This is a genomic window from Mesorhizobium sp. WSM4822 (assembly GCF_055811155.1).
In genome coordinates, this window is the sequence record NZ_JBVVQM010000003.1 from 32,757 (window position 1) to 58,681 (window position 25,925).

Here is a 25,925-nt window from a genome sequence, read left to right on the forward strand (position 1 = left end):
GGAACTTTGGCTGATGTAGACCGTTACTATGGCGAGAGGACTTTCCCGCCATGGAACATATCGCTGCATTGCTGCTGGTCATCGGTTGCTCGAACACGATGGCCGACTGCCGTGAACTCCAGGTGCCCGTCAGCATTTTCGCGACCGCCGAGCAATGTGTGGCCGAGCGCCCATTCGTCTTGGGCGACGTGCAAGGGCAGGCTGATCACATCGTCGCCAAATGTCTTGCCGTCGATCCGGTGCTTGAAGACGACTATGATCAGATCGTCTGGAACGTGCGCGCCGATGGTACGCTTGACGCTTCATTGGCAATTTCCAGCCTGGTAATGGCGTCGAACGCGGCAGGCCCAGAAAAAGACTATCTTCACCAACAATAGATTGCAGCAGCAAAGGCCGTCATTTCATGCTAAATGGCAGCTGGAGCTTTACCAAGTGAGGACAAAAAGTGAGGAGTGACTCTATGCGGAAGATGATTATTGCCCTGGTTGCGGTGGTTGCCGTCAGCGGCTGCACCTCGACCGAACAGGACGTGGTTGGCGGCGGCTTGATCGGCGCCGGTGTCGGCGGCTTGGTCGGCGGCGGCAAGGGCGCGCTGATCGGCGCGGCCGTTGGCGCCGGTTCCGGCCTGCTGGTGCGCAATCTGCGCAACGGCTATTGCCAATATCGCGATCATCGCGGCCGGATCTACACGGCTCGCTGCAACTAATTCGGCGATAATCGAAACGTCGATCCGGAGGCTGGTCCGCTGGCCTTCGGATTTTTCATGTCCGGACGCTTGATCCTTTTCGGGTGAAGGTCGCGCTCAATTGGCGAGTGGAATTTTGATTTCCACGTTCAGCCCATTGGCCTGGTAGTCGCGCTTGATCGTACCGCGTAATTCGCGCGTCACGTTGAGATCGATCAGCTTGGTGCCGAAGCCGGTTTCGGCGGGAGCTTCGAGTTTCTTCTGCCCGTTTTCGCGCCAGTTGAGGGCCAGCGTCCTGTCGCGCCCACGCCCTTCCAGAGACCAATCCACTTTCAGTGCCCCCACGGAATTGCCGGCTTCGCCGTATTTCAGCGCATTCGTCGCCAGTTCGTGGAAGGTCAGGCCGAGCGCTTGCGTCGTGGTTTCGTCAAGCAGCACCTGCGGCCCTGACAGCAGCCCCTCGGGCAACTCCTTGCCGAACACCTGGCCGAGTTCGATGCGCAAGAGATCGCCAAGATCGGCCTTCTGCCAGCGAGAGCGCGTCAGCATGTCCTGGGACGCTGCCATCGCCTGCAGCCTGGCCGAGAAAGATGCGGAAAACTCGTTGACGTCGGTAGCTCGCGATGCCGTCTGGCGCGCGATCGCCAGCACCCTGGTGATCGAATTCTTGATGCGATGCTTCATCTCCTGCAGCATCAGGTCTTTTTCGATCAGGCTCTTTTCCGTGGTTTCGTGCAACCGCGACGCTGCCTCATAGGCCCGCTCCTGATATCGCGCCACCAGCGCGATGGCGCCCGCCAACAGCAGGCCGAATAGCCCCAGCATCACCGGAATGGCGCGCGACGACGGCTGCGAGAAGGCGCTTGTCGGCCGGAACAGGACAGTCCATGGCCGTCCGGCGACGATGATCTTTCGGGTGACCAGCAGCCTGTCCCCGAAAGTCGAAGCTGGCGGCGTCTCCGACCGGAACAGCAGATTGTCGCCGCTCACGGCACCATCGCCGTCATAGATTTCGGTGTTGACCGGCAGTAGCGGCGACCGGCTGAGCGCGGTTTGGAACAGATCGCGAGCCCGGAAGGCCGCATAGAGAAAACCTGATGTCGAGGATCTCGAAGCATTGATGACGTCGGGAGCGGTTTCGACATTGAGCCGCACGAAAACGAAGAAGCCGGTGAACGTCTGCGAGGCGCCCGTGTCCTGGCCCAGTTGCACCAACCCGCTGGCGTGCTGCTGGTCGTCGGACATCGCCTTTTCGATCGCCACACGCCGCATCGGTTCGCTGAACATGTCGTAGCCGATGGCGGCTTGGTTGGATGGATCCAGCGGTTCGAACAGCACGATAGGGGTACGCCAGGGTTGCGTGGTATCCGGGTAGATTGGATGACTGACGCCATAATCGTGCAGCATATCGCGTTCGACCGTCGCCTCGTCGCCCGTCTTTGCCAGCCTGAGGAAACCGATGCCGCGCAAGCCGGCGAAATTCTTGTCGACATCGAGCGCGTTGAAGAACGCCTTGAACTCATTGCGAGAAATATCGCCATTGCGGGCGTCGAACAGGGCCTGCGTCGAGCGCAGCAGCGACAGATGCAGGTCGATGCGGCTCTCGATCCGGTTGAGCGCGTCGTCGGCAGTCGCCTCGAACTTGATGCGCGCGGCTTCCTGTGTGGCGAAATAGGCGAAACCTGCCATCACCATGCTGATTAGTGCGACGGCGATAAAGGCGATGATCGGGAAAAGCTTCTTCAACGGATCGTGCGGTCCCTGAGCGATATCGGACCTTTATGGGCAAGTCGCCGTGCCAACACAATGCCAAGGCCAAGCCATCCTTACGGCTGGCATATCACGTGTCCGGCAACGGCGAGCTGGCTTGATCTCAGGCTGCGATCTTCAGCGCGCCCGGTCCTGGAATGGCGCCCGGCGGGCATTTGCCAAGAATGATCATCCCCAGCACCTCGTCCTGGGTGACATCGGTGGTGCGGGCGGTGCCAACGACCTGGCCGTTCTTCATGACGCAGACCCGGTCGGCAAGCTCGAACACATCGTGGATGTCGTGGCTGATCAGGAAGATGCCGATGCCATCGGACTTGAGCTGCTTGACCAGTTCGCCGACCTGCGCCGTTTCCTGCGGACCAAGCGCCGCCGTCGGCTCGTCCATGATCAGGATGCGGGCGTTGAACAGGATCGCACGCGCGATCGCCACCGATTGCCGCTGGCCACCCGACAGCTTGATCACCGGCTCCTTGAAGCGCTGGAAGCGGGGATTGAGCCGACCCATCACCTTGCGCGCCTCGGCCTCCATGGCAACGTCGTCGAGCGTGCCCCAGGCGGTCATCAACTCGCGGCCGAGGAACAGATTGGCGGCGGCGTCGACATTGTCGGCCAACGCCAGCGTCTGGTAGATCGTCTCGATGCCGTATTTCTTGGCGTCGCGTGGATTGGAGATCGATGCCTCCTCGCCGTTGACGAAGATCTGGCCCGAATCGCGCTTGTAGGCGCCGGACAGGATCTTGATCAATGTCGACTTGCCGGCGCCATTGTGGCCGAGCAGCGCCACGACCTCGCCGGGGAAAAGATCGATCGAGGCGTCGTCGACGGCGCGGATGCCGCCAAACGCGATCGAGATGTTCCTCATGTCGATCAGCGCGGTGGCTGCAGGAGCAGTCTTGTCATTCATGGCATGCCCTCCTAGACGCGCTTGCGATAGACGGTGTCGAGCCACACGGCGATGACCAGTACGGCCCCGACGACGATGCTCTGCAGCGGCGAGTCGACGCCGAGCAGCACCATGCCGGACTGCAGCGACTGCATCAGCAGCGCGCCCAGCATGGCGCCGATGATCGTTCCCGATCCGCCGGCAAGCGACGTGCCGCCGATCACGGCGGCTGCAATGACGAGCAGTTCGTCGAGCGTTCCAAGCACGTTGGTGGCCGAATTCTGCCGGGCCGAGGAGATCGCCGCGGCAATCGTGGCCAGCACGCCCATGATCATGAACACCTTCATGGTGATCCATCGCGTGTTGATGCCGGCGAGATTGGCCGCCTCGGGATTGCCGCCGATGGCGAACACATAGCGGCCGAAACGGGTGCGGTTGGTGATGAAGGTCATGACCAGCCCGACGGCGACAGCCATCAGCACCGGTATGGCGATACCGTGGGCGATGAACAGGCCGCCTTCGGGAACGGTGATGTTGTTGGCGGCCGCATATCTGTTCACGATGCCGATCGGCCAGGGGTAGGAGTTGGCGAGCCAGACCGCACCCATGATGGCGCCGCAGGTGACGACTCCAAGCAGCGCCTCGGCCCAGATCGGACGTAGCGGAAACCGGAAACGCTTGCGCTGCACCCGCCCGTTGAAAAGCCCAAACACCACGGCGAGGCAGGCGACGATCCCAACGACCCAGCTCCAGGTCGCGCCGATCGATCCCGCCGGCCCACCGCCCATCAGCTGAAAAGTGGCGTTAAGCGGCGCCACGGTCTGGCCTGAAGTGACCCACCAGGCGGCACCGCGCCAGACCAGCAGGCCGCCCAGCGTCACGATAAAGGCGGGCACTTCGAGATAGGCGATGACGAAGCCTTGAAAAGCGCCGATCAACAGGCCGAGCGCCAGGCCGATGACCAGTGCCAGGACCCAGATCCACGGGTTGCCGAGTTCGAGCCCGACAAAGCGCACCAGGAAATGCACCTGGGCAAATCCCATCACCATGCCGATCAGGCCCTCGGCGGAACCGACCGACAGGTCGATGTTGCGCATGACGATGACCAGCACCATGCCGCAGGCCATGATGGCAACCGCGGATGTCTGCACCGACAGGTTCCACAGATTGCGCGGCGTGAGAAAGGTGCGGCTGTCGAAATCGAGCGGATTGACGCCAAGGCGCAGGCTGGAAATGACATGCAGCCCAATCCAGATGACCAGCAGCGCGCCGATCATGCCGAGCATGCGGGTGTCGATCTCGGTCGCCTTCAGGAACCGGGCGACGGCGCCGAGTTCCGACGCGCGCGCCGTATCGGTCTGCGGGTTTGACGTCGTATCGGTCATGGTTTCCTCCCACCGGCTGGCCGTCTGACACGCATGCCGGAGCCCAGCCTAGAAGCTATCCGCATGATGCGGAAACACAATTCTTTGAGAAAACGCCGCGGCTTTTGGGCCGCGGCGTTCAGATATTGCAAAGTGGTACGGATCAGTTGCAGGCCGCCACGGTGCCGGCGGCGACACCCGCGCAGACTTCGTCCTTCTTGATCCAGCCGGCGTCGATGACGACGTTGAGATTGTCCTTGGTGATGGCAACCGGGGTCAGGAACAGCGACTTGACGGTGTTGCCGCCCGGCGTCGTGAAGTCCTTGGCGCCGGCGATGTCGCTCGTCTTCTTGCCGTCGGCCAGTTGCGAGGCGATCTCGGCGGCATTCTTGCCGAGCTCCCGCGCGTCCTTCCACACCGACACGGTTTGCGTGCCGAGGGCGATGCGGTTCAGCGCGGCGTGGTCGCCGTCCTGACCCGAGACCGGCACGGTGCCGGCCAAGCCTTGAGCCGTCAGCGCCGCGACGACGCCACCGGCAGTGCCGTCATTGGCCGCGACCACCGCGTCGACCTTGTTGTCGTTGGCGGTCAGGAACTGCTCCATGTTCTTCTGGGCGTTGGCGGGCAGCCAGCCATCCGTGTAGGCTTCGCCGACATTCTTGATCTTGCCGCTGTCGATGGCTTCCTTGAGCACTTCCATCGAGCCCGAGAACAGGAAGTCGGCATTGGGATCGGCACCGGAGCCCTTGATGAAGACGTAGTTGCCTTCCGGCTTGACCTTGAACACTTCGCGGGCCTGCATGCGGCCGACTTCCTTGTTGTCGAAGGTCAGATAGAAGACGTCCTTGTTCTCGATCAGCCGGTCATAGCCGACGACCGGAATGCCCTCGTCCAGCGCCTTCTGCACCGCCGGGCCGATGGCCGACGCATCCTGCGCCAGGATGATCAGTGAATTGGCGCCCTGCGAGATCAGGCTTTCGACATCGGTAAGCTGCTTGCCGGGATTGGACTGCGCATCGGCGGAGATGTACTTGTCGCCGGCGGCCTCGATCGCCGTCTTCATGGCGGCCTCGTCGGTCTTCCAGCGTTCTTCCTGGAAGTTGGACCACGAAACGCCGACAACCTTGTCCTTCGCCTGCGCGACAGACGCGAGCGTCAGCGACATGGCGGCACCCGCCAGGATGGCGGCCGTGAATCTTTTCATATTATCCTCCCTGCGCCGCGTATGGCGCGACCAAACTGACCCGAGGGCCGGCACAGAGGCTCTATTTTTTCGAGCCTCGAAAAAATACTGGGCCAACGCCCGAACGCTGTCAACATCGATTCTGATGGATTTTGATGTCATTTCGAGTTTTTTTCGAGTCTCGGAATAAATAAATGACACGGCCTGCAGCTTCTGCCAGTATTTACCGGCGTCACCGACAGCGTTCCAGGGGCAGGAGGAACCGCGGCGACCGGGAGGATATGAAAGAACATGTCGGTCGGAATCCGCCACGACGATCTGCGCCGCCGCAACCGCGCCATGGTGATCGCGGCAGTGCGCCGCGCCGGACAGCCGTCGCGAACCGAGATTGCCGCGACCACAAGCCTCAGCCATTCGACCATCTCGGCGATTTCATCCGACCTGATCGTCGAAGGCATCCTGACCGAAAGCAAGCCGAGCGAGGCCGGCTCGCTCAAACGCGGCCGGCCGCAGGTCGGCCTCAGTCTCAATCCGGAAGCGGCCGCGGTAATGACCGTGGTGCTGTCGCTGAACTTCCTCTCCGTCGCCGTCATCGACTATGCCGGCCAGGTAATATCCGAGGAGCAGCGCCGGCTGGACACGCTGACGATGTCGCGCGAGTCGCTGATCGGGGAATGCACGGCCATCGTGCGGCGCCGCCTGGCAGATCCCGACCTGGACGTGCGCAGCATCGCCCGCATCGCGCTGGCCATCCAGGGCATCACCGACACCCGTGCCCGCGCCATGCTGTGGTCGCCGATCACGCCGCACACCGACATCGCCTTCGCCGACATATTCGAAGACGAGTTCGGCATCCCTGCCATAATGGAGAACGACTGCAACATGATGGCGGTGGCGCTGCGCTGGCGCGACCCCGATCGTTACCGCGACGATTTCATCGCTATCCTTTTGTCGCATGGCATCGGCATGGGACTGGTGCTGAAGGGCGAATTGTTCACCGGCACCCATTCTTCGGGCGGCGAATTCGGCCACATGATCCATCGGCCGAACGGCGCGCTATGTCGCTGCGGACGGCGCGGCTGCGTCGAAGCCTATGCGGGCAATTACGCCATCTGGCGCAACGCCAGGCAGATGGGCGAGGATGCAGAACCCGTTGCCGATGTCAGCGACGCCGACATGCGCGCCCTGGCTGCCGCGGCCCGCGAAGGTGACGGACCCGAACGGGAAGCCTATCGCAAGGCCGGCGAAGCGCTCGGCTACGGCCTCGGCAGCCTGTTCGCGCTGATCGATCCGGCGCCGGTCGCCATGGTCGGTGTCAGCGCCGCCGCCTTCGACCTGATCGAGCCGGCATTGCGGCAAGCGATTGCCCAGACCGCCGGCGGCCAGCATTCCAAATCGATTTCTTTCGACACCGAGCCGAACGAACTGCCGCTGATCCGCGAAGGCTGCGCCATGCGGGCGCTGATCTTCGTCGATCAGGAGATTTTTGCGCCGGGCGTGCAGGCGAGATCCGGTTTCGGCGGCAAGAACGTGGCGTGAGTTCAAACGAGGGAGTTCAGTCCTCTCGGATGGCGTATCCGGCCCCACGGATCGTGCGGATGACATCAGGCATACGGCCATTGTTGACCGCCTTGCGCAGCCGGCCGACATGCACGTCGACCGTGCGCTCATCGATGTAGATCGTCTCGCCCCAGACATTGTCGAGCAGTTGGCTGCGCGAGAACACGCGGCCTGGATGGCGCATCATGAATTCGAGCAGGCGGAATTCCGTCGGCCCAAGCCGGATCTCGCTCTTCTTGCGATAGACACGGTGCGACTCGCGATCGAGCACGATATCGCCGACCTTGAGCACGCTGGACAGCACTTCCGGCTTGGCCCGGCGCAGCAGCGCCTTGACCCTGGCCATGAACTCCGGCGTCGAGAAGGGCTTGACCAGATAGTCGTCGGCGCCGGTCGACAGGCCGCGCACGCGGTCGCTTTCCTCGCCTCGCGCGGTCAGCATGATGATCGGCAGCCGCTCGGTCTCGGGACGCATTCGCAGGCGCCGGCAGAGTTCGATGCCCGAAACCGCAGGCACCATCCAGTCGAGCACCAGAAGATCGGGAACGTTCTCCTGCAGCCGGATTTCGGCCTCATCGCCGCGCGTCACCACCTCGACCTGGTAACCTTCGGATTCAAGATTGTAGCGGAGCAGCACGCCTAGCGGCTCCTCATCCTCCACCACCATGATGCGTGGTGCGATCATCGGCTGGTCACCCCTGTTATGCCGCTGGCGCGGACATTGCCGTCTCGTCCTGCTTCGGACGATTGGCTGGCAGCTGCGTGCCGGTCAAAACATAGTAGGCATTTTCGGCGATGTTGGTCACGTGGTCGCCGATCCGCTCGAGGTTCTTGGCGCAAAACAACAGGTGCGTGCACGCCGTGATGTTGCGGGGATCTTCCATCATGTAGGTCAGCAGCTCGCGGAACACCGAGGTGTATTTGACGTCGATGCGTTCATCATTGTTTCTGAGCGTGGCAAGCGCTGCCGCGTCAGCGGCGGCATACTCGTCGACGACCCCCTGCACCTGGATCAGCACCAGCTGCGCCATCGCGTCGATCGAATGCGAAAGATCGTGCGGCGTGACGCTCAGCCCGACAGTGCCGACGCGCTTGGCGATGTTCTTGGCAAGGTCGCCGATGCGCTCGAGGTCGCCGGCCATGCGGATCGAACCGACCACCGCACGCAGATCGTTGGCCATTGGCTGGCGCTTGGCGATCAGCGTGATGGCGCGATCGTCCAGCTCGCGCTGGCGGGCATCCATGATGGCATCGTCGGAAACCACGCGCTGCGCCAGCGCATTGTCCGAATTGAGCAAAGCCTTGGTCGAGCCACTGACCATCGAGCGGGCGAGATCGCCCATGTCGCGGATCAGCTGGCTGATCTGCTCCAGATCCTCATCGAAAGATGCAACGGTATGTTCACCCATGATCTTCGTCCCTCATATGCCTGAGCTCAGCCGAACCGGCCGGTGATGTAGTCCTGGGTGCGTTTGTCGTCGGGGGTGGTGAACATCTTGTCGGTGGCGCCCTCCTCGACCAGATAGCCTAGATGGAACATCGCGGTGCGCTGCGACACGCGCGCTGCCTGCTGCATCGAATGGGTGACGATGACGATCGTATAGTTCTGGCGCAGTTCGTCGATCAGTTCCTCGACGCGAGCAGTGGCGATCGGGTCGAGCGCCGAACACGGTTCGTCCATCAGGATCACCTCGGGTGACACGGCGATGGCGCGTGCAATGCACAGACGCTGCTGCTGGCCACCGGAAAGACCCGTGCCAGGTTCCTGCAAACGGTCCTTCACCTCGTTCCAGATTGCCGCCTTCTTCAGGCTCGACTCGACGATCTGATCCATGTCGGCCTTGCGCTTGGCCAATCCGTGGATGCGCGGGCCATAGGCGACGTTCTCGTAGATCGACTTGGGGAACGGATTGGGTTTCTGGAACACCATGCCGACGCGCGCCCTGAGTTCGACGACATCGATGTTCTTGTCGTAGATGTCTTCTTCGTCGAGCGTTATCTTGCCGGTTACCCGCGCGGAATCGATGGTGTCGTTCATGCGGTTGAGGCAGCGCAGGAAGGTCGACTTGCCGCAGCCGGAAGGGCCGATCAGCGCCGTCACCTGATTCAGGCGGACGTCGAGATTGACATCGAACAGCGCCTGCTTCTCGCCATAGAACACGCCGACCTTGTCGCCGCGCATTTTGATCACTTCGTTCGACTTGGCGTTCATCTTATCGCCCACTGCGTTTTCAAGGGACTGTTCGGTCATGATGTTCATACCAAAATGCCTTTTTTCTACCAGCGCCGCTCGAACCGACGCCGAAGCACGATCGCGGTGATGTTCATGGCCATGAGGAAGACGAGCAGGATGATGATCGCGCCCGACATGCGCTCGACGAAGGCGCGCTCGGCCTCGTTCGCCCACATATAGATCTGCACCGGCAGCGCGGTGGCCGGATCGAAAGGCGTCGTCGGTGGATCGGCGACGAAGGCGACCATGCCGATTAGCAGCAGGGGCGCGGTTTCACCGAGCGCACGCGCTAGACCGATGATGGTGCCGGTGAGGATGCCGGGTGCGGCAAGCGGCAGGATGTGCTGGAACACCATCTGCATCTTGGAGGCGCCAAGACCGAGAGCCGCCGAGCGGATCGACGGCGGCACCGCGGCAAGTGCAGCGCGCGTCGCGATGATGATCGTCGGCAGCGTCATCAGTGTCAGCACCAGGCCGCCGACGAAAGCGGCGGAGCGCGGCATGCCCAGGAAATTGATGAACACCGCGAGGCCGAGCAAGCCGAAGACGATTGACGGCACCGCTGCCAGATTGTTGATGTTGACCTCGATAAGGTCGGTGAAACGGTTCTTCTTGGCGAACTCCTCCAGATAGATGGAGGCGGCGACGCCGATCGGCAGCGCCAGGAGCAACACGATCACCATCATATAAAACGAGCCGATGATCGCCACGCCCATGCCCGAGGTTTCCGGGCGGCTGGAGGCGCCGTAGGTGAACAGGCCGCTGTTGAAGTGCTCGGCCATCGCGCCCTCGGCCTTGAGCTTGTTCATCCAGGTGATCTGCTGGTCCGAGACCTTGCGTCGCGCTTCCTCGACACTGAGGTCGATCTGGCCCTTGAAAGCCGAGTCGAGATTGGCGGCGGCGAGGATGTTGACGTTGCGTGTCGTGCCGATCACGGACGGATCGGCGGCAACGATGTCGCGCAACTGGACGCGGGCGCCTTCCGACAGGAAGCCCTTGAGCTTCTGGATCATCGGCTTGTCATCAGGAGAGATGCCGAGCTTGGCCACAAGCGCGTTTTCGGCGAGCCTGGGATAATTTGCCTTGATCAGAACGCTCGGATCGGTTGCACGCTTGCCGGAAGGATCGATCACCTTCTCGTCGAACGAGATCGGCAGTGATACCGTCGTCTGCCAGAAGGCGGTGTAGCCTTTCGAGACGATGGTGATCAGCATGATTGCCAGGAACGCCAGGCCTACGGAAATCGCCACGACGCCATAGATGCGGAAACGGCGTTCGGCGGCGTAACGGGCCTTCAGGCCGATGTCGCGGCGCGGATGGGCCGCCGCCCTGACCATCGTATCCATGGAAATGTCGGTCATTCGTACTGCTCCCGATATTTGCGCACGATGTAGAGCGCGACGATGTTCATCACCAACGTCAGCGCGAACAGCGTCAGGCCGAGTGCGAAGGCGACCAGCGTCTGCGGCGAATTGAACTCGAGGTCGCCGGTGAGCTGGTTGACGATCTTGACGGTGATGGTCGTCATCGCCTCGAACGGGTTGATGGTGAGGTTGGCGGCGACGCCCGCCGCCAGCACGACAATCATCGTTTCGCCGATGGCGCGCGAGGCGGTCAGCAGGATGGCGCCGACGATGCCGGGCAGTGCAGCCGGCAGGATCACCCGCTTGATCGTCTCGGAGCGGGTCGCGCCGAGGCCAAGCGACCCGTCGCGCATGGCGCGCGGCACCGCGGTTATGATGTCGTCCGAAAGAGAGGACACGACCGGGATCAGCATGACGCCCATGACCAGGCCGGCGGTGAAGATGCTCTGGCCCTGGATGAAGGGCGAACCGCCGGTCAGCGCCGCGGACAGGTCGCGCAGGAACGGCCCAAGCGTGACGACGGCGAAGATGCCGTAGACGATGGTCGGTATTCCGGCCAGCAGTTCAAGCGCCGGCTTGACCACCGAGCGCACCTTGGGCGTTGCATATTCGGCCATGTAGACAGCCGACATCAGCCCGACCGGCACCGCAACCAGCAGCGCGACGGCGGCGATGTAGAGCGTGCCCGCAAGAAGCGGGATCAGACCGAACTGGCCCTGGCTGCCGCCCGAACCGGCAGCGGCAAAACGCGGATCCCAGACGGTGCCGAAGAAGAAACTCATCGGCGAGACGCTTTCGAAAAAGGTGATCGTCTGGAACAGCATCGAAAGCACGATGCCGATGGTGGTCAGGATGGCGATGGTGGAGGCGGCAAGCAGCCCCCACAGCATCAGCCTCTCGACATTGTTGCGGGCCCTGGCGCGCGGCTCGATCTGCCTGAGCGCATAGAAGGCGCCGGCGATCGAGGAAACGAGAATGACAATGGCGCCGAACAGGCCGAGCCGGTCCTGGACCTTGTTCGCCTCGATGGCGATCGGGATCATGTAATCCTGCGTGTCGCTCGCCAGTGCCACACCCTTGGCGGCGAGCAGCGGCTGCAGCTCGGCAAAGCTGGCAGGCATTGCGGCCAGTGTGCCTGCATCAAGTTTGCGCAGGCCCCTGGCGAGGCTCTTTACGAGGCTGACATCCAGTGCCTCACTGGCAACCTTGCTGTCGACGGTGCGCTCGGGCAAGGCAGTGTGAATGTGTCGGTCCAGATAGACGGAAGACCCGACGGTCCAGACGGCAAGCAGCAAAAGAGCAGGCAGAACGGCGAGCAGGAAGGCCCACCAGCCATGATAGTGGGCGCGCGAATGCGGCTTGACCTTGCCATTGTCCTGGGCCGCGGCACGTTGCCGACCGATGAAAAAGGCAACCAGGCCGACGGCAACGACGATGGCCAGTACGAGCAAGGACGACATGGACCCACCCCAAGAGAAATTCTTACGCAGCCGCCATTGCGGCCTGCGATGAAACCGGGGCGCGGGATTTGGCCCGCACCCCGGTTCGGCAGCTGATTACATCGACTTTCCGGCGGCGAAAGCGTCACGCTGGGCCTGACGCTCGGCATCCGGAGCCGCAACGAGGCCGTATTCGGCGAGCGGGCTTTCCGGGCCAACCATCTGGTCGTCAAGGAAGAATTCGACATATTCCTTGAGGCCGGGAACGACGCCCAGATGCGCCTTCTTGACGTAGAAGAACAGCGGGCGCGAGACGGGATACTTGCCGCTGGCGATCGTCTCGGTCGAAGGCACGACGTCTTCCACGGTGGCGACCTTCAGCTTGTCGGCATTGTTCTCATAGAAGGCGAGGCCAAACACGCCGACGCCGGTCTTGTTGGAGTCGATGCGGGCGAGCGTCTCGGTATAGTCGCCATCGATGTCGACGGCCTTGCCGTCCTTGCGGATGGCGATGCAGGTTTTGCCGATTTCCTTGTCGTCGGCAATGCCGGCGGCCTTGAGAGCAGCCTTGTCACAGCCGGCATCGAGAAGCTTGGTCTCGAACACTTCGCGCGTGCCGTGCTTTTCGCCCGGAATATAGGCGGCGATGTCCCAGTCGGGCAGCTTCGGATTGACCTGGCTCCACTTGGTGTTCGGATTGTCGACGAGCTTGCCGTCGACGACCAGCTTGGCCGCCAGCGCCTTGTAGATGTCGGCGGGAACCAGCGCCCAATCCGGGCCCTTGATGTCGGTGGCGAAGACGATGCCGTCATAGCCGATCCGGACTTCCTGGACTTCCTTCACGCCGGCGTCGGCGCAGGACTTGAGTTCGTCCGCCTTGATCGGACGCGACGAGTTGGCGATGTCGATGGTATCTTCGCCGACGCCCTTGCAGAATTCCTTGATGCCCGCGCCGCTGCCGCCGGATTCGACGACCGGGGTCTTGAAGTTGGTGAATGTTTCGCCGAACTGCTCGGCGACGATCTTGGCATAAGGTAACACTGTCGATGATCCGGCGACCTGGATCTGGTCGCGCGCGGCGGCGAAGCCGGACGTCGCGGCGAGCGCAAGCGCAGCGGCCGACGCCGTATAGAGGAATTTCTTCATGTGGCCTGCTCCTGTTCGGAAGATGGTCTCTCGGCGCTCGTCAGTCGGCGCCCGCTGAGGCCAATAGCCTTCGATTATAACAGTCGCATGACAGTTTGATGTCACCCCGGTAACGCGTCATCGGGATGAGCAGAATGCCGCCTGGCCGGCACTCCCGACGCAGCCCCGCTTTGTCACCGGAATCAGGGACTTGCTCGATTCGGTCGAGGCTGGCCGGCGATTTGGGGATCAGCCGGCCTTTATGAAGAAAAGCCGGACGGGAGCGCGTTGCTCTCAGCCAGACGGTGTCGTGGCCGGGCCATCGCCGAAAACAGGTCCGTTGGGGTAGGTTGACGCTGTCTCATGCCGGCGGTCGCTGCTCCCGCCCGTAACTGGGAAGAGCGGAATTCGAATGTCGCCATTGTCTCGGCTGGATGCCGCCTTTCATATGGTGCGATCGCACCATAGTCTTGGCCGCTGACAGGGGCGCGAATCTTCGCCGTATTCCCGGTACTCGGGCAGAGCCGGCCTTAGCCGGCGTTGCGCTGCGCCTGCAGGCTGGCGCCGACCCAGCGCTCGACCTTCTCGAGCAACGCCCGGGGACTGATCGGCTTGGGCAGATAGTCGTCCATGCCTGCCTCCAGGCAGCGCTCGCGGTCGCCCTTCAGCGCATGCGCGGTGACGCCGACGATCGGCACATGCGTGCCGGTTTCTTCCTCCAGCCGGCGAATGGCGGCGGTTGCTTCGAGACCGTTCATCTCCGGCATGGAGACATCCATCAGGATCATGCACGGGTTGAGCCTGCCGAAGGCGTCGAGCGCCTTGCGGCCATTGCCGACGATCTCGAAACCATAACCGGTCTCGCCGAGGATCTGGGTGAACACCATCTGGTTCACCTCATTGTCCTCGGCCACCAGGATATCCAGCCTGTCGCCGCCAGCCGCCACCGGTGGCCGGGGGCGAATCGAAGGCGGCTGCAGCAGCGCCCGCTGTTCGGACGGTGCCGAGGGCTGCGACCGCATCACATAACCCGTAGCGACGTCGGCTGCGAGCGGCTGCGCGTCGCTGCCGCTCGTGTTGTGGCGATGCCGCTGGATGGTGGCGACCAGCGTTTCCAGCAGCACCGAGGAGCGCGCCGGCTTGATCAGCTGGGCATCGATGCCAAGATCGCGATAGCTGGTGTTGGCGAGCGACTGGTCGACCGAGGTCAGCATGATGATCGGCGTGCCGGCAAGGCCGGCGGTGCTGCGCACGATCCGCGCCATTTCGGCGCCGCTCATTCCAGGCATCTGGTAGTCGAGCACGACGCAATCGACCGGGACACCATAGGCAGCGGCGGCGATCAGTACCTTGAGGCCTTCGGCGCCGCTTTCGGCCGCGCAGGAATCGAACGTCCACGATGTCATCTGTTCGGTCAGGATGGCCCGATTGACGGCATTGTCGTCGACAATCAGCACACGCGCACCGGTCACGTCGATCGGCATGATGCGCTGTCCGTTCTGCTGTCCGGCCCTCGGCAGCGTCACCGAGAACCAGAAAGTCGAGCCCTTGCCTTCCGCACTTTCGACCCCGATGTCGCCGCCCATCAGCTCGACGAGCCGCGAGGTGATGGCAAGACCGAGGCCGGTTCCCTCGTGCCGCCTCGTCGAAGAGGTGTCGACCTGGCTGAATTTCTCGAACACCAGTTTCAGTTTTTCCTCGGGGATACCGATACCGGTATCGGTGACCGAGATCGTCAGCTTCGTTCCGGTCGGAACCCTCTCGCCGGTGACGTCGACCAGCACATGGCCTTCATCGGTGAACTTCACCGCGTTGCCGAGCAGGTTGGTGACGATCTGTCTGATACGGCCGACATCGCCGACGAACAGGCTCTCGAGCCGAGGTTCGACACGCACGATCAGCTCGAGGTCTTTTTCCTTGGCTCGTGTCGACACCAGTGTCGCCACATCCTCGATCGCCTCGGCCAGATTGAAGGGCGCCGGATCGAGCACCAGCTGACCGGCATCGATCTTGGAGAAGTCCAGGATGTCGTTGATGATGGTGAGCAGCGCATTGCCCGATTTCACGATGATGTCGGTAAACGTCTTCTGCTTCGGGTCGAGGTCCGATTTGGCCAGCAGCTCGGCCATGCCGAGCACGCCGTTCATCGGCGTGCGGATCTCATGGCTCATATTGGCGAGGAATTCCGACTTGGCGCGGTCGGCGAGCACGGCGCGCTGACGCGCTTCGCGCAGTTCCGCCTCTCGCATCTTCAGCTCGGTGATGTCGGTGGTCGAGCCGATCAGATAGAGCGAGCCGTCGGAGGCGATCATCGCGCCCTTGCGGGCGAATTGATGCCTGACGCTGCCGTCGGCCAACGTCACCGTCTCTTCGACCTCCTGGGTTTCGCCGGTGCGCAGCACGGCGAGGTCGCCATTGACGAAAGCCTCGCCATCCGGCCCGAAAATCTCGATGTCGGTCTTGCCGATAGCCTCTTCCTTGCTGAAGCCCGTGAGATCGGACCAGCCCTTGTTGACATAGAACTGCCGGAGATCGGAGCGCTTGGCGTAGATCGATACCGGCACGTTGTCGATCAGGCTGCGGAACACCTCGTTCTCGCGCATGCTCTCTTCCAGCGCACGCTCGCGCGCCTTGACGTCGGTGATGTCGGTGCTCGAACCGACCAGATGCACCGACCCGTCCAGCGTCACCAGGCGGCTCTTGCGCGTCATCAACTGCCGAACCGTGCCGTCGCGATGGGTGACGGGTTCCTCGACCTCCCTGACGGCGCCCGTCACGGCGACTTGCGTGTCGTCATGGCTGTAGCCATCGGCGTCCTGCGCACCGAACAACTGCCGGTCGGTGCGGCCGATGACATCCTCCTTGGCCAAGCCGGTGATCGCGCACCAGGCCTTGTTGACGAATTCTATGCTCAGGTCCTGCGCCTTGATGAAGGCGGCCACCGGCAACTCGTCCATCACGTGCCGGAACAGGTCGATCTGGCGCATCGAATCGCGCAATGCCGCCTCGCGGCTCTTGATCTCGGAGATGTCGACGCGAACACCGATGAAGGTGCCATCATCGGTCCGCATGTCGTAGACCTGGTACCAGCGGCCGTCGGGGTTATGACGCTCGTAGCAGGAATTGGGCAAGCGGTAGCGGGCGAGGATCGCATCCAGCCAGCGGTCATGGTCGCTGTCGTAGAGCTGGTCGACTTGTGGATCGCCGCTGTCGCGGAAATAGCCGTTCGCATGGCCCAGAACGAGTGCCTCGCGGAATGTGCAGCCGGGCTGCCATGCCGGCTTCAAGGCCGGCAGCGTATCCTGGATCTTGCGGTTGGCGAAAACGAACCTGTCGTCGCGATCGTAGATGATCACGGCGGCCGGCAAGGATTCCAGCACGTTGGCGAGATGCTTGCGCGCATCCTGCGCCTCCGTCTCGCGTCGCTTCATGTCGGAAATGTCGAACAGGAAGCCGGCAACGTAGTTGCGGCCGCTGGCCATGCCGACGCGGCTCTTCCTGACGACGCGTGATCGGCTGGCGCCATCGGCCTCGAAGTTTTCTTCCACTTCGTAAGCGCGTCCGGTTGCAAGCACCTCCCGTTCGCTCTGCTCGAAGAGCGCGACAGCGTTCGTCGGGAGGAAATCGCCGCCGGGCTTGCCGAGCATGGCTTGCGGCGTCTGGCCAAACAGGGCCGCGAACGCCTCGTTGACGAAGACAAAACGCAGATGGTCGTCCTTGACGAAGATCGGATCCTTGACGGCGTTGATCACCGCTTCCGCCAGCCGCGCTTTCTCCAGCGCGTCGGCGAGTTCGGCCTCCCGGTCCTTCATGTCGGTGACGTCGACATAGGAGATCAGCCGCTTGCCGCCGGCCAGCGGCGCCATCGACGATATCAGCGTGCGGCCGTCATTGCGCGGGAACTGCCGCGCCGCGGCGATCCCGGCCCTGATTTCCGCCTCGCGCTCGGCGATATGCCGCTGCCATGATGCATCGTCGGCACCAAACGGATCGATGTCGCGGCTGGCGTCCATCAGATCGCGGAAGCTGCAGCCGATCTCGGCGCGCCGGGCGTCGATCTGCCAGAAATCATAGAAAGCACGGTTGATGATCTCGGTGCGCATATCGGCGTCGAGGACGAGGACACCGATCGGCATCTGGTCGACCATGGTGCGGAGACTGGCGAAGGTCTCGGCGATCTTGGCGTTCGCGCTTTTGATCTCCGCATCGCGTTGCTTGATCTCGGTGACCTCATAATAGGTCAACAGCCGCTTGCCGCCTGACAGCGCCGTCACCGAGAACATCATCGTCCTGCCGTTGGCATGGACAAATTCGCGCGGCGCGACGGATCCGGCGCGAATCTCCTCGAGACGAGTGGCAAGGTAGCGCTGCCATTGCCGTTCGTCGATGTCGCCATAGATGCCGCTGCGGCGGTTGAGCTCCATCAACAGGCTGAACGGAGCGCCGACGCCGACAGCGCCGTCCGGAATCCTCGAGAGGTCGCGATAGGCCTTGTTGACGATCAGCGTGTCGAGCCTGGCGTCGAGGAGCACGACGCCCATGTGCATGGCGTCCATCGTCCGCTCGAGGTCGGCCAGATGCTGGTCGGGCTCGCCGTCGGCCGATGGTTCCGGCCCCGGACCCTTGAAGGCGCCGGCCAATGCCGTGACGTTGCGGCCGATTCCGCGATAGCCGGCAAATCTTCCTTCGTCGTCGAACTTCGGAAAGCCTGATGTCAAGACCCAGCGACAGTCGGCGCTGCCACCCTTGAGTTCGTAGACGAAGTCGCGAAAAGGCCGGTGCGCCTGCAGATCCTCCAAATGCGCGGCGCCACTACGATCGCCGTTCAGGACCTGATTGAGGAAGTCGAAGCGGAACCGGCCAAGCACGTTTGCCGGATCGATGCCGGTGGCTGCCTGGTAATTTTGCGAGAGCCAGGAGAAGCGCAGTTCGGCGTCGGTCTCCCAGACCCAGTCGGAACCGGCTTCGACGAGTTGGCGAAGCGCATCGTTCGAATCCATGCAAGAGGCGGACGATGATGCATCGTCGCCATGCGCTGTGGATCTGCGAGGCGCGCGCTTGCCGCGCGCGCTGATTGTTTCGTTCGCTTCCGCCATGCCGTCCCCACCCCGAAAACCAAGGCCGAACCCTCCTCCGCGGTTCGTCGGCAAAATGTGCCCGAGAAGCATTAAGGATCCGCTAACCTTAACGGTCAGTTAGCTTCATTCCGCCCGGTTGTCGGCGGGGTCGAACCCGCTATATAAGCAACGGCAGGGGTATTGCTGATGCTTGGACGGATTGTGCCTTTTTTCATGGGGCTGGCGCTGCTTTTCGGCGGCGGTTGCTCGCGCAGTTATGACGGCACGGTCGTCATCCCGAGACCGCTCGATGTCCGGCGCATCTGGGATCGGCCGCCACCGAATGTCGACTACGGCCAATCCGAGGTCGAAAACGGCGCTTTTCCGGTGGCGCCGCAGCCGCCCCGGCGTTTTTCCGAGCGCAAGGTCAGCCATGCCGCACCGAAACGGCACCAGACGAGGTTGCCTGCGTCGGCGTCCCTATCGGCGCCGGCGAAGTCGCTGACCTGCAGGAACATCAGCGAGCCTGGCAAGAGAGCTCGCATGGTCTGCGATTAGATTGGAGCTTGGTCCTAAAAGCGGGATTCGGTCAAACAAACACGATCCGCGGATAGCTCGGCGAACGGGCTTTCACAGGGAAGCAGCGCCTTTTTTCGGCTCCTTCGCTCCGAGCTTGTCGAGTGCAAGACGAACCTGACGCAGATCTTCCTGCCAACCGTCATCGTCGTCCATTGGACCCTCCGAGGCAGCCCGCTGCAACCCACGCGCCTCGGATTCGATCTCGCGCAGTTCGGCGATTTTCTGTTCGGTGGTCAGCGAGTCGTCTTCGACGATCTCCAGCACCCGCATTTCCCTGAACGTAGCCATGGCGTTCCTCCCGGCTGATGTCGATCACAACGCCGTGAGCGCCCCTCTGTTCCAGACGGATCGCGCAGCCGCATAGCAGCAGGCACGCCGCCGCCGGTGATCGCAAATCGGGGAAGACCGGCGATCATTCGGCCGGGAAAAATGCCGGGCCGACCAAGCGCACCGGCCGCTCGCCGGCCTCGATCGAAAGGTGCTGGGCGGCACCTGGGGCTTCGGCATCGATCCCGGGGACGGCCGCAACCGTGCCGAGATCCGGCTTCGCCGTCGGCAACGGAATAATGGCGTTGCGCATGTTGGCGGGCGTCACGGTCCTGGCTCGCAGTTCGGTGACCCGCTGGTAGTAGCGCTTGACGTCGCATGCCTTGAAATTCGCATCATCGCGATATCTGAAGGCTGCCGGCAGCTCGGTATAGGGTTTGCGCGTGTCGAGCGCGGTCATCTGGTCGGTTTCGAGGCTGGCGTCGTTCAACGTGTAGAGGTCGACGCCGGGGTCATCGCAGATGTAACGGCATTGATCGACCGTCTCCTTCAGATCGCCGCTGGCGGCGAATTGCGACTTTGGCGCCGGGAAGAAATATCCGTCCGACAGACGCACGCAAAACAGCATCGCATTGCCGGCGAACGTGGTGTTCGCCGATTGGGTGCTGGGCGCGGCGCGCACAGGCCGTTGCTTTGCCGAAGGCGCACAGCCAAGCGCGACGAGGCGCGCCTGCAGGCCCGCTGTGTCGCGGCCCGAATTCCCAGCGGCAGCAATCCGGCGCTGCACATCCGAGCGGCTCCTGGCGAGATCGGCGCAAGCGTTGAAGAGACCACCAAGCGAACTCTTCGCCGTGCACTGGCGCTGTCTCTCGATAGTCTGGATGGCTGCAAGTTGCCGGCGCAACTGGGCAAGCTCCGGGCTCGCCCCGCCGCTGCGGCCAGCCGAAAGCAACTGGCTTCTGATCGCGCCGCAGCTGTCCGCGTAGGACGAAAGCGTACCGAACAAAACTGCCGCCAGCGAAATAAATGCGATCACCATGGAAGGCCAGAAACGGATCATCGGGACAACTGGTCCTTTTTGCGGAGAACCTGGAATTTAGAGTCCATGACTTCAGCAAGCTTCGGTTACATGAGTAGTTCCTAATAATCTAACGAATTTCGACATGAATGACCTATTGTCTATTGTACTACGTCACCTCATGTAAATTCGATATTACATTTTTATTTCAAGATTGAGACGAACCTCGAAAGAAAGCGCAAGCCTGACCATCGCCGAGGACCTGCAGCGCAACGGACCAAGATCAATGCGCCATTATCGCCAGGGGTTCGAAACCTTTGTCGGGCCTTCCGCGTTGAAGGACCAAAGGGAGAACGCAGATGTCGATCCACTTCACCGTCTCCGACCTGACAAGAAACCTGTTTCACTCGCTGGGGCTGGACCAGCGCGCGCCAAGGCCACTCAATCCCGAGCAAAGCCTGTTGCTGGAATGCTATCTGGCCGGCCAGGTTCCTGAATCAGCCTGGAGCGACTACGTCTTCGAGACGCCCGATCTTGCCCGGCATGCCGAGGCCAGGCGCAGTCACCACTGACCCGACAACGAGGCTTACTTGGGAGAGGCGAATTGCAACGTAAACACGTTGCCAGCGATCCCTTGCGCCAGCTTCGCCGAGAAAGTCAGGGGCAGGCAATCCTGCAGGGCCGCTGTCGCGGCATCGACAAACGTTTTCTTCGATTTGGCATCACCATCCACTTTAATGGCCGTCGGCCTCGGCGGGCCGATCAGCGTGCCGTCCCGCTTGAAGCTGAAGCTCAAGGTGACGCTGGCGGTCCCGGCGTCCGCCGGCGGTGTCCAGCATGCCTGGATCGCTGCCCCGACATCGTCCATAGTGTTGAGTTCGGCTGCACTCGAAGCATCGACAGCGGCCGCCAGCATCACGCCCGCAACCGCAATCCGTCTCGCAACGCTTTTCATCGCCAGCCCTCGTCTCATGCCTGACCGACAATCCATGCCGGACTGCCGAAATGGATGGTAGGGCCAAGGCCGGCAATGACAATATCTCTCGACAAAAGTTGACGCCAAAAAAGCGACACTGGACGAGGCCTGCGTGCCAGATCGCACTTGGCGATGGCGTGCGAACAGCAAAAAGGCCGGCATTGCGCCGACCTTTCCTATCGCTACGACGTTCTGCGCCAGTACATCCGTGGTCGCGGGCCGAAAGCGAATTGCCTGCAGTAGACAGGGCTTTGGTTAACGAATCCTTAACCTCAGGCTTTGGCCTGCGACTTCACATGGGCGATGTAGCCGCGCACATCGCTGGCCGGCTCGCTATAGGCCTTGCCGAGCGTCTTCTCGATCGCCGCCACATAGTCCTTCGCCCACTTGGGCAAAGCATAGTCGACGACGGCCAGGAATTCGAGCGTCGCCGCCAGGCGGATATCGGCGATGGACGGGTTCTTGCCGCCGATGAACGGCTTGCCGTCCCTGAAGAAGCTGTGAAACACTTCGAGCGGCTCGGCGATCGCCGCCATCGCCGCCTTCTGGGCCTCCGACTTCCTGTCGGGGTGCGCGTCGCTGTGGCCGACCTCGCCGGCATATTGTGGGAAGCCGAGCGCCGGATAGGTGGCGCGTGCCACATAGGGGTAGAGCGTGCCGATCAGGTAGAACATGGCACTGTCGACCATCGCCCGCTTGGCCGGCGCCTTCGGATAGAATTTCTCCAGCCCGTGCTTGTTGGCGAGATACTGCATGATGGCGCAGCTTTCCCACAACACGCCTCTAGGGAGGCCCTTGTCCTCGATCATCGGTGTCAAATGGGCGGGATTTCGCGCCATGAACTCCGGCGAACGGGTGTGGCCCCAGGCATCGGTCTCGGCATGGTCGAAACCGGCCGCGCGCGCAAACACCCGCACGGTCATGTTGTTGACGCTGGGCTTCAGCATGCTGAGCTTCAACGCCGGCTTCTTGGCCGGCTTGGCCTTGGGCGCGGCTTTTGCCGTCGCCTTCACCGCAGGCTTGGCGGCCGCCTTGGCTTTTGGCTTTGCCGCAGCTTTCGCCGCGGATTTCCCGGCAGTCTTCGTCGCTGTCTTGGCCATCTTGTTCCTCCCTCTGGTCTGTTCAGTATGGGTTCTTCGGCGCCCGATCGTCCGACAAGGTGGCGCGGGAACGCTCGACGAGCGCCTGGATCGCATCGGCGAGATGCACTTCGGCGATGTTGTAGTCGCCGCGCGCGACCCGCAGCCTGTGCGCTTCCATCAGCACATCGGCGTGGGTGAAGCCCGCTGGCGGTTCGAAGCGGTAGGACGCCAGTTCGATCAGCAGGCCGAGCGGATCCTCGAAATAGATCGAATCCATGAAACCGCGATCCTTGACGCCGCTGTGCTTGATGCCGCGCTCGTCAAGCCGGGAGACCGCCTGCAGGAAGGTGACGCGCGACACCGAAAAGGCGATGTGGTGGACACAGCCCGGATCGGTCGGCGTGCGCCGTTTCTCCGGTGTGCGGCTCTCGTCGGTGAAGATGGTGATCAGCCGGCCGTCGCCGGGATCGAAATAGAGATGGCTTTCCCTCGGCTTGTCGAGGTTGGGCTGTTCGAAGATGAACGGCATGCCGAGCACGCCTTCCCAGAAATCGATAGAGGTCTGGCGCCCGGCGCCGACCAGCGTGATGTGATGAACGCCCTGCGGCTGCAGCTTCTGCATTGGCATTCCTCCCCCACGGCATCAACTGGTCGGCGAATCTGCCCGGCATCCGGCGTTCTGTGCGCCGCTGGAACCGTGCTTCAGGATCCGTGACGTGATGCTAATGCAAACAGCCCCGCGGCGCCAGAAGCGACGAACGCAGCGACGCAACGGATAAGCCGAATGATCGAGAGTGCGCCGTCCGCATTTCCGATGCCGGACATCGGAAGGGCGTACACGCTACGCTTTTGGAGGCTGAGGGTCGACGATCCGGCCGACGGCCGACCGAATTGAGGTACCGACTTACGAGCCGCTGCTGTTGACCGTAGTGCCGACGTTCGTGAAGATCCCGTTGAGCGAATTGCCCAGCGCCCCGGCGCCGGTGATGATCGCCAGCGCGATAAGAGCCGCGATCAAGCCATACTCGATCGCGGTCGCGCCCGACTCGTCCCAAGCGAAACGACAGGCTATTTTCTTCATGTCGACCTCCTACAGCTACTAAAGCGACAACTAATATATCGCCGTGAGTTGCGGGGGCGTTAAGGTTCTCGGTTTCGGGTCCGTTAACATTTGCCAGACGAATGAAATGAAGGCCAGTATCGAGGGTCGTCGACTTCAGAAACGAAATCGGCGGCATCCTGCAAATTTGTCGAAAAACTTGGTACGCCCAAGGGGAATCGAACCCCTGTTCCCGCCGTGAGAGGGCGGTGTCCTGACCGCTAGACGATGGGCGCGTTCAAGAACCGGCGATATAGGCTGAGCGCTGGGAAAAAGCAACTGGGCTTAGGCCGCTTTCCCTTGCCGAGGAAAAGCCGGCCGTCAGCCTATCGTTTTGGTTCGATCAGATCCCAGAGATTCCCATGCAGATCGGCGAAAACCGCCACCGTGCCATAGGGCTCGAAGCGCGGTGCTTCGCGGAATTCGACGCCGTTCTCCAGCATCGCCGCATGGTCGCGGGCAAAGTCGTCGGTTTCCAGGAACAGGAAGACACGCCCGCCGGTCTGGTTGCCGATGCTCTGCCTTTGCGCCTCGTCGGACGCTTCGGCCAGAAGCAGCCTGGCGCCCTGCCCGTTGGCCGGCGCGACCGTGATCCAGCGCTTGCCGCCGCCGAGATCGACATCTTCGACGAGCAGGAAGCCCAGCCGCTCGACATACCAGGCAATCGCCTCGTCATAATTGGCAACGACCAGGGCGACCGTGGCGATGCGGCGATGCTCGGCGAACCCGCTCATGCCTGAGGCTTGCTCATTGGCCTGCTGCCGTTCATCGTTGCGGCTCGGTCACGGTCACTTGTTGCGGATCGCAAAGCGGCCGATCAGGCGTCGCTCGGTGATGTCGTAGACGAAGATCGTGCGGCTGCCATCGGCAAGCTCGGCGTCGATCGAGACACGATTGCCGGACAGCGACTGGCTGACCACCGTGGCGCCGACCGGCAGCACGATGTCGCCGTTGACCGGTTCGCCGGCGGGTGTCTGGATATCGCCGGCCAGCGGCGGGTTCGCCGGCGGTGCATTGCGCGCTTTGTAGACAAGGGCGCCGATCACCACCATAAGGGCGAGGAACAGCAGGCCGAGATTGATCCCGACGAAGCGGACGAGTTTCCTGCGCACCTTTTCGACCTCGGGGTCGAGCGGCTTATCCTGGTCTTCTTCGGCGATCGGGCTGGCCATGGCAAAACAGTTCCGGAACGGTTTTTCAATGAGCGCTCATAGCGAAGAGGCCCCTGAATTGATAGAGGCGGAACCGACAGTGCTGGTGGCGGGCGCGGATGCGGCCGGCCTGCGCCTCGACCAGTGGCTGGCCGCAAGCCTTGGCCCGGACATGTCACGCAGCCGCGTGCAGATGCTGATCAGGCAGGGCGCGGTCTCGGTCGACGGCAAGCCCGTCGACGAGACCAAGCGCAAGATGGCGCCGGGCGAGAGCGTGTCGGTTACCATGCCGGAGCCGGAGCCGGCGGAGCCGCAGGGCGAGAACATCGCACTCGATGTACTCTATGAGGACGACGAACTGATCGCCATCAACAAGCCGGCCGGGCTTGTCGTGCACCCCGGAGCGGGCAACTGGACCGGCACACTGGTCAATGCGCTGATCCATCATTGCGGCGACAGCCTTTCAGGAATCGGGGGTGTGCGCCGGCCGGGCATCGTCCACCGCCTCGACAAGGAGACCAGCGGCGTCATGGTCGTCGCCAAGACCGACCGCGCCCACAAGTCACTGTCCGAGGCTTTCGCCGATCACGGCCTGACCGGCGACTTGGAGCGCGCCTATCTGGCGCTGGTCTGGGGCATACCGCAGAGGCCGACCGGAAGGGTCGACGCGCCGCTCGGCCGCGCCGCCGACCGCGTGCGCCGTGCCGTGGTGCCGGAAGGACGCGACGACGCCCGCCATGCGGTCACCCACTTTGCCGTGCAGGAGCGCTTCGGCGTCGATCAGCAGGAATTCGCCACCGCCAGCCTGGTCGAATGCCGGCTGGAGACCGGCCGCACCCACCAGATCCGTGTCCACATGGCGCATATCGGCCATCCGGTGGTCGGCGACCCCGATTATGGGCAGGCCTTCCGCACCAAGGCCAACCGGCTGCCCGAACCGCTGAAAAGCCAGGTCAAGGCATTTCCCCGGCAGGCTTTGCATGCCTGGCTCCTTGCATTTCGGCACCCCACTACCCATCTAACGATGAGGTTCGAAGCGCCTATACCGGGGGACATGGAGGAACTCGTAGGCGGTTTCCGCAAGCTCTGA

At 62.5% G+C, this 25,925-nt stretch carries 25 protein-coding genes and 1 tRNA gene; 6 read left to right on the forward strand and 20 right to left on the reverse strand.

What is annotated here, in order from left to right:
• Window positions 1-50: 50 nt before the first annotated feature.
• A complete protein-coding gene (locus AC0L3E_RS08155; RefSeq protein WP_127267715.1) occupies window positions 51-377 on the forward strand; it encodes a hypothetical protein in 327 nt (108 codons plus the stop codon).
• An 83-nt stretch (window positions 378-460) separates the two neighbouring features.
• Window positions 461-706: a YMGG-like glycine zipper-containing protein gene (locus AC0L3E_RS08160; protein WP_023810994.1), complete on the forward strand. Its 246-nt coding sequence runs from the start codon at window positions 461-463 to the stop codon at window positions 704-706.
• Between the two features lie 96 nt (window positions 707-802).
• Here the strand turns inward: AC0L3E_RS08160 and AC0L3E_RS08165 are convergent, their stop codons facing one another.
• The 4 genes from AC0L3E_RS08165 to xylF form a co-directional block, all read right to left on the reverse strand.
• The gene (locus AC0L3E_RS08165; protein WP_127321395.1) at window positions 803-2,431 is read right to left on the reverse strand and encodes a CHASE domain-containing protein; all 1,629 of its coding nucleotides are present in this window, start codon (window positions 2,429-2,431) and stop codon (window positions 803-805) included.
• Between the two features lie 127 nt (window positions 2,432-2,558).
• Entirely contained in the window at window positions 2,559-3,359 is an 801-nt protein-coding gene (locus AC0L3E_RS08170; protein ID WP_127267717.1) for an ATP-binding cassette domain-containing protein, read from the reverse strand.
• Between the two features lie 11 nt (window positions 3,360-3,370).
• Complete coding sequence (locus tag AC0L3E_RS08175) at window positions 3,371-4,723, reverse strand: sugar ABC transporter permease (RefSeq protein ID WP_127267718.1); 1,353 nt, start codon at window positions 4,721-4,723, stop codon at window positions 3,371-3,373.
• A gap of 142 nt (window positions 4,724-4,865) precedes the next feature.
• Entirely contained in the window at window positions 4,866-5,906 is a 1,041-nt protein-coding gene (gene xylF / locus AC0L3E_RS08180; RefSeq protein ID WP_013529274.1) for a D-xylose ABC transporter substrate-binding protein, read from the reverse strand.
• Between the two features lie 270 nt (window positions 5,907-6,176).
• Between xylF and AC0L3E_RS08185 the strand changes: the two genes are divergently transcribed.
• On the forward strand, window positions 6,177-7,424 hold the full coding sequence (locus AC0L3E_RS08185; protein ID WP_127267719.1) for an ROK family protein: 1,248 nt from the start codon (window positions 6,177-6,179) through the stop codon (window positions 7,422-7,424).
• A 16-nt stretch (window positions 7,425-7,440) separates the two neighbouring features.
• Here AC0L3E_RS08185 and phoB read toward each other — a convergent pair whose 3' ends face one another.
• From phoB to AC0L3E_RS08220, 7 genes are all read right to left on the reverse strand, one after another.
• Window positions 7,441-8,130 (reverse strand): phosphate regulon transcriptional regulator PhoB, encoded by a 690-nt coding sequence (gene phoB / locus AC0L3E_RS08190; RefSeq protein ID WP_010911896.1) that lies wholly within the window; start codon window positions 8,128-8,130, stop codon window positions 7,441-7,443.
• A 16-nt stretch (window positions 8,131-8,146) separates the two neighbouring features.
• Window positions 8,147-8,854 (reverse strand): phosphate signaling complex protein PhoU, encoded by a 708-nt coding sequence (gene phoU, locus AC0L3E_RS08195; RefSeq protein ID WP_127267720.1) that lies wholly within the window; start codon window positions 8,852-8,854, stop codon window positions 8,147-8,149.
• Window positions 8,855-8,880: 26 nt separating this feature from the next.
• Complete coding sequence (gene pstB / locus AC0L3E_RS08200) at window positions 8,881-9,705, reverse strand: phosphate ABC transporter ATP-binding protein PstB (protein WP_127267721.1); 825 nt, start codon at window positions 9,703-9,705, stop codon at window positions 8,881-8,883.
• Window positions 9,706-9,722: 17 nt separating this feature from the next.
• Window positions 9,723-11,039 carry a phosphate ABC transporter permease PstA gene (gene pstA, locus AC0L3E_RS08205; protein WP_127330389.1) on the reverse strand — a complete coding sequence of 439 codons (1,317 nt, stop codon included), beginning with the start codon at window positions 11,037-11,039 and terminating at the stop codon, window positions 9,723-9,725.
• On the reverse strand, window positions 11,036-12,502 hold the full coding sequence (pstC, locus tag AC0L3E_RS08210; RefSeq protein WP_128308851.1) for a phosphate ABC transporter permease subunit PstC: 1,467 nt from the start codon (window positions 12,500-12,502) through the stop codon (window positions 11,036-11,038). Before pstC ends, pstA begins: the two co-directional genes overlap by 4 nt.
• A 96-nt stretch (window positions 12,503-12,598) precedes the next feature.
• Window positions 12,599-13,627, reverse strand: coding sequence for a PstS family phosphate ABC transporter substrate-binding protein (locus AC0L3E_RS08215; protein ID WP_127271977.1), 1,029 nt, complete (start codon window positions 13,625-13,627; stop codon window positions 12,599-12,601).
• 509 nt (window positions 13,628-14,136) lie between these two features.
• The gene (locus tag AC0L3E_RS08220; protein ID WP_473604587.1) at window positions 14,137-18,702 is read right to left on the reverse strand and encodes a PAS domain-containing protein; all 4,566 of its coding nucleotides are present in this window, start codon (window positions 18,700-18,702) and stop codon (window positions 14,137-14,139) included.
• 168 nt (window positions 18,703-18,870) lie between these two features.
• On the opposite strand from AC0L3E_RS08220, the gene AC0L3E_RS08225 reads away from it, so the two are divergent.
• Window positions 18,871-19,221 carry a hypothetical protein gene (locus AC0L3E_RS08225; protein WP_128288233.1) on the forward strand — a complete coding sequence of 117 codons (351 nt, stop codon included), beginning with the start codon at window positions 18,871-18,873 and terminating at the stop codon, window positions 19,219-19,221.
• Window positions 19,222-19,293: 72 nt separating this feature from the next.
• On the opposite strand, the gene AC0L3E_RS08230 is transcribed toward AC0L3E_RS08225, so the two are convergent.
• Together AC0L3E_RS08230 and AC0L3E_RS08235 are read right to left on the reverse strand one after the other, a co-directional pair.
• Window positions 19,294-19,530, reverse strand: coding sequence for a hypothetical protein (locus tag AC0L3E_RS08230; RefSeq protein WP_013529265.1), 237 nt, complete (start codon window positions 19,528-19,530; stop codon window positions 19,294-19,296).
• 124 nt (window positions 19,531-19,654) lie between these two features.
• Complete coding sequence (locus AC0L3E_RS08235; RefSeq protein WP_473604588.1) at window positions 19,655-20,569, reverse strand: DUF2865 domain-containing protein; 915 nt, start codon at window positions 20,567-20,569, stop codon at window positions 19,655-19,657.
• A gap of 317 nt (window positions 20,570-20,886) precedes the next feature.
• Between AC0L3E_RS08235 and AC0L3E_RS08240 the strand changes: the two genes are divergently transcribed.
• Window positions 20,887-21,099 (forward strand): hypothetical protein, encoded by a 213-nt coding sequence (locus tag AC0L3E_RS08240; protein ID WP_023810978.1) that lies wholly within the window; start codon window positions 20,887-20,889, stop codon window positions 21,097-21,099.
• 14 nt (window positions 21,100-21,113) lie between these two features.
• Here the strand turns inward: AC0L3E_RS08240 and AC0L3E_RS08245 are convergent, their stop codons facing one another.
• From AC0L3E_RS08245 to AC0L3E_RS08275, 7 genes are all read right to left on the reverse strand, one after another.
• On the reverse strand, window positions 21,114-21,482 hold the full coding sequence (locus AC0L3E_RS08245; protein WP_473604754.1) for a hypothetical protein: 369 nt from the start codon (window positions 21,480-21,482) through the stop codon (window positions 21,114-21,116).
• Window positions 21,483-21,775: 293 nt separating this feature from the next.
• The gene (locus tag AC0L3E_RS08250; RefSeq protein ID WP_473604589.1) at window positions 21,776-22,603 is read right to left on the reverse strand and encodes a glutathione S-transferase family protein; all 828 of its coding nucleotides are present in this window, start codon (window positions 22,601-22,603) and stop codon (window positions 21,776-21,778) included.
• A gap of 22 nt (window positions 22,604-22,625) precedes the next feature.
• Window positions 22,626-23,207 carry a VOC family protein gene (locus AC0L3E_RS08255; protein WP_473604590.1) on the reverse strand — a complete coding sequence of 194 codons (582 nt, stop codon included), beginning with the start codon at window positions 23,205-23,207 and terminating at the stop codon, window positions 22,626-22,628.
• A gap of 282 nt (window positions 23,208-23,489) precedes the next feature.
• Complete coding sequence (locus AC0L3E_RS08260; protein ID WP_127320620.1) at window positions 23,490-23,666, reverse strand: Flp family type IVb pilin; 177 nt, start codon at window positions 23,664-23,666, stop codon at window positions 23,490-23,492.
• Window positions 23,667-23,845: 179 nt separating this feature from the next.
• A tRNA-Glu gene (locus tag AC0L3E_RS08265) sits at window positions 23,846-23,920 on the reverse strand.
• Between the two features lie 90 nt (window positions 23,921-24,010).
• Window positions 24,011-24,418, reverse strand: coding sequence for a VOC family protein (locus AC0L3E_RS08270; protein WP_473604591.1), 408 nt, complete (start codon window positions 24,416-24,418; stop codon window positions 24,011-24,013).
• A gap of 54 nt (window positions 24,419-24,472) precedes the next feature.
• On the reverse strand, window positions 24,473-24,856 hold the full coding sequence (locus AC0L3E_RS08275; RefSeq protein ID WP_127268031.1) for a fimbrial protein: 384 nt from the start codon (window positions 24,854-24,856) through the stop codon (window positions 24,473-24,475).
• A 28-nt stretch (window positions 24,857-24,884) separates the two neighbouring features.
• Here AC0L3E_RS08275 and AC0L3E_RS08280 point away from each other — a divergent pair, with 28 nt between their 5' ends.
• Window positions 24,885-25,925, forward strand: coding sequence for an RluA family pseudouridine synthase (locus tag AC0L3E_RS08280; RefSeq protein ID WP_128308832.1), 1,041 nt, complete (start codon window positions 24,885-24,887; stop codon window positions 25,923-25,925).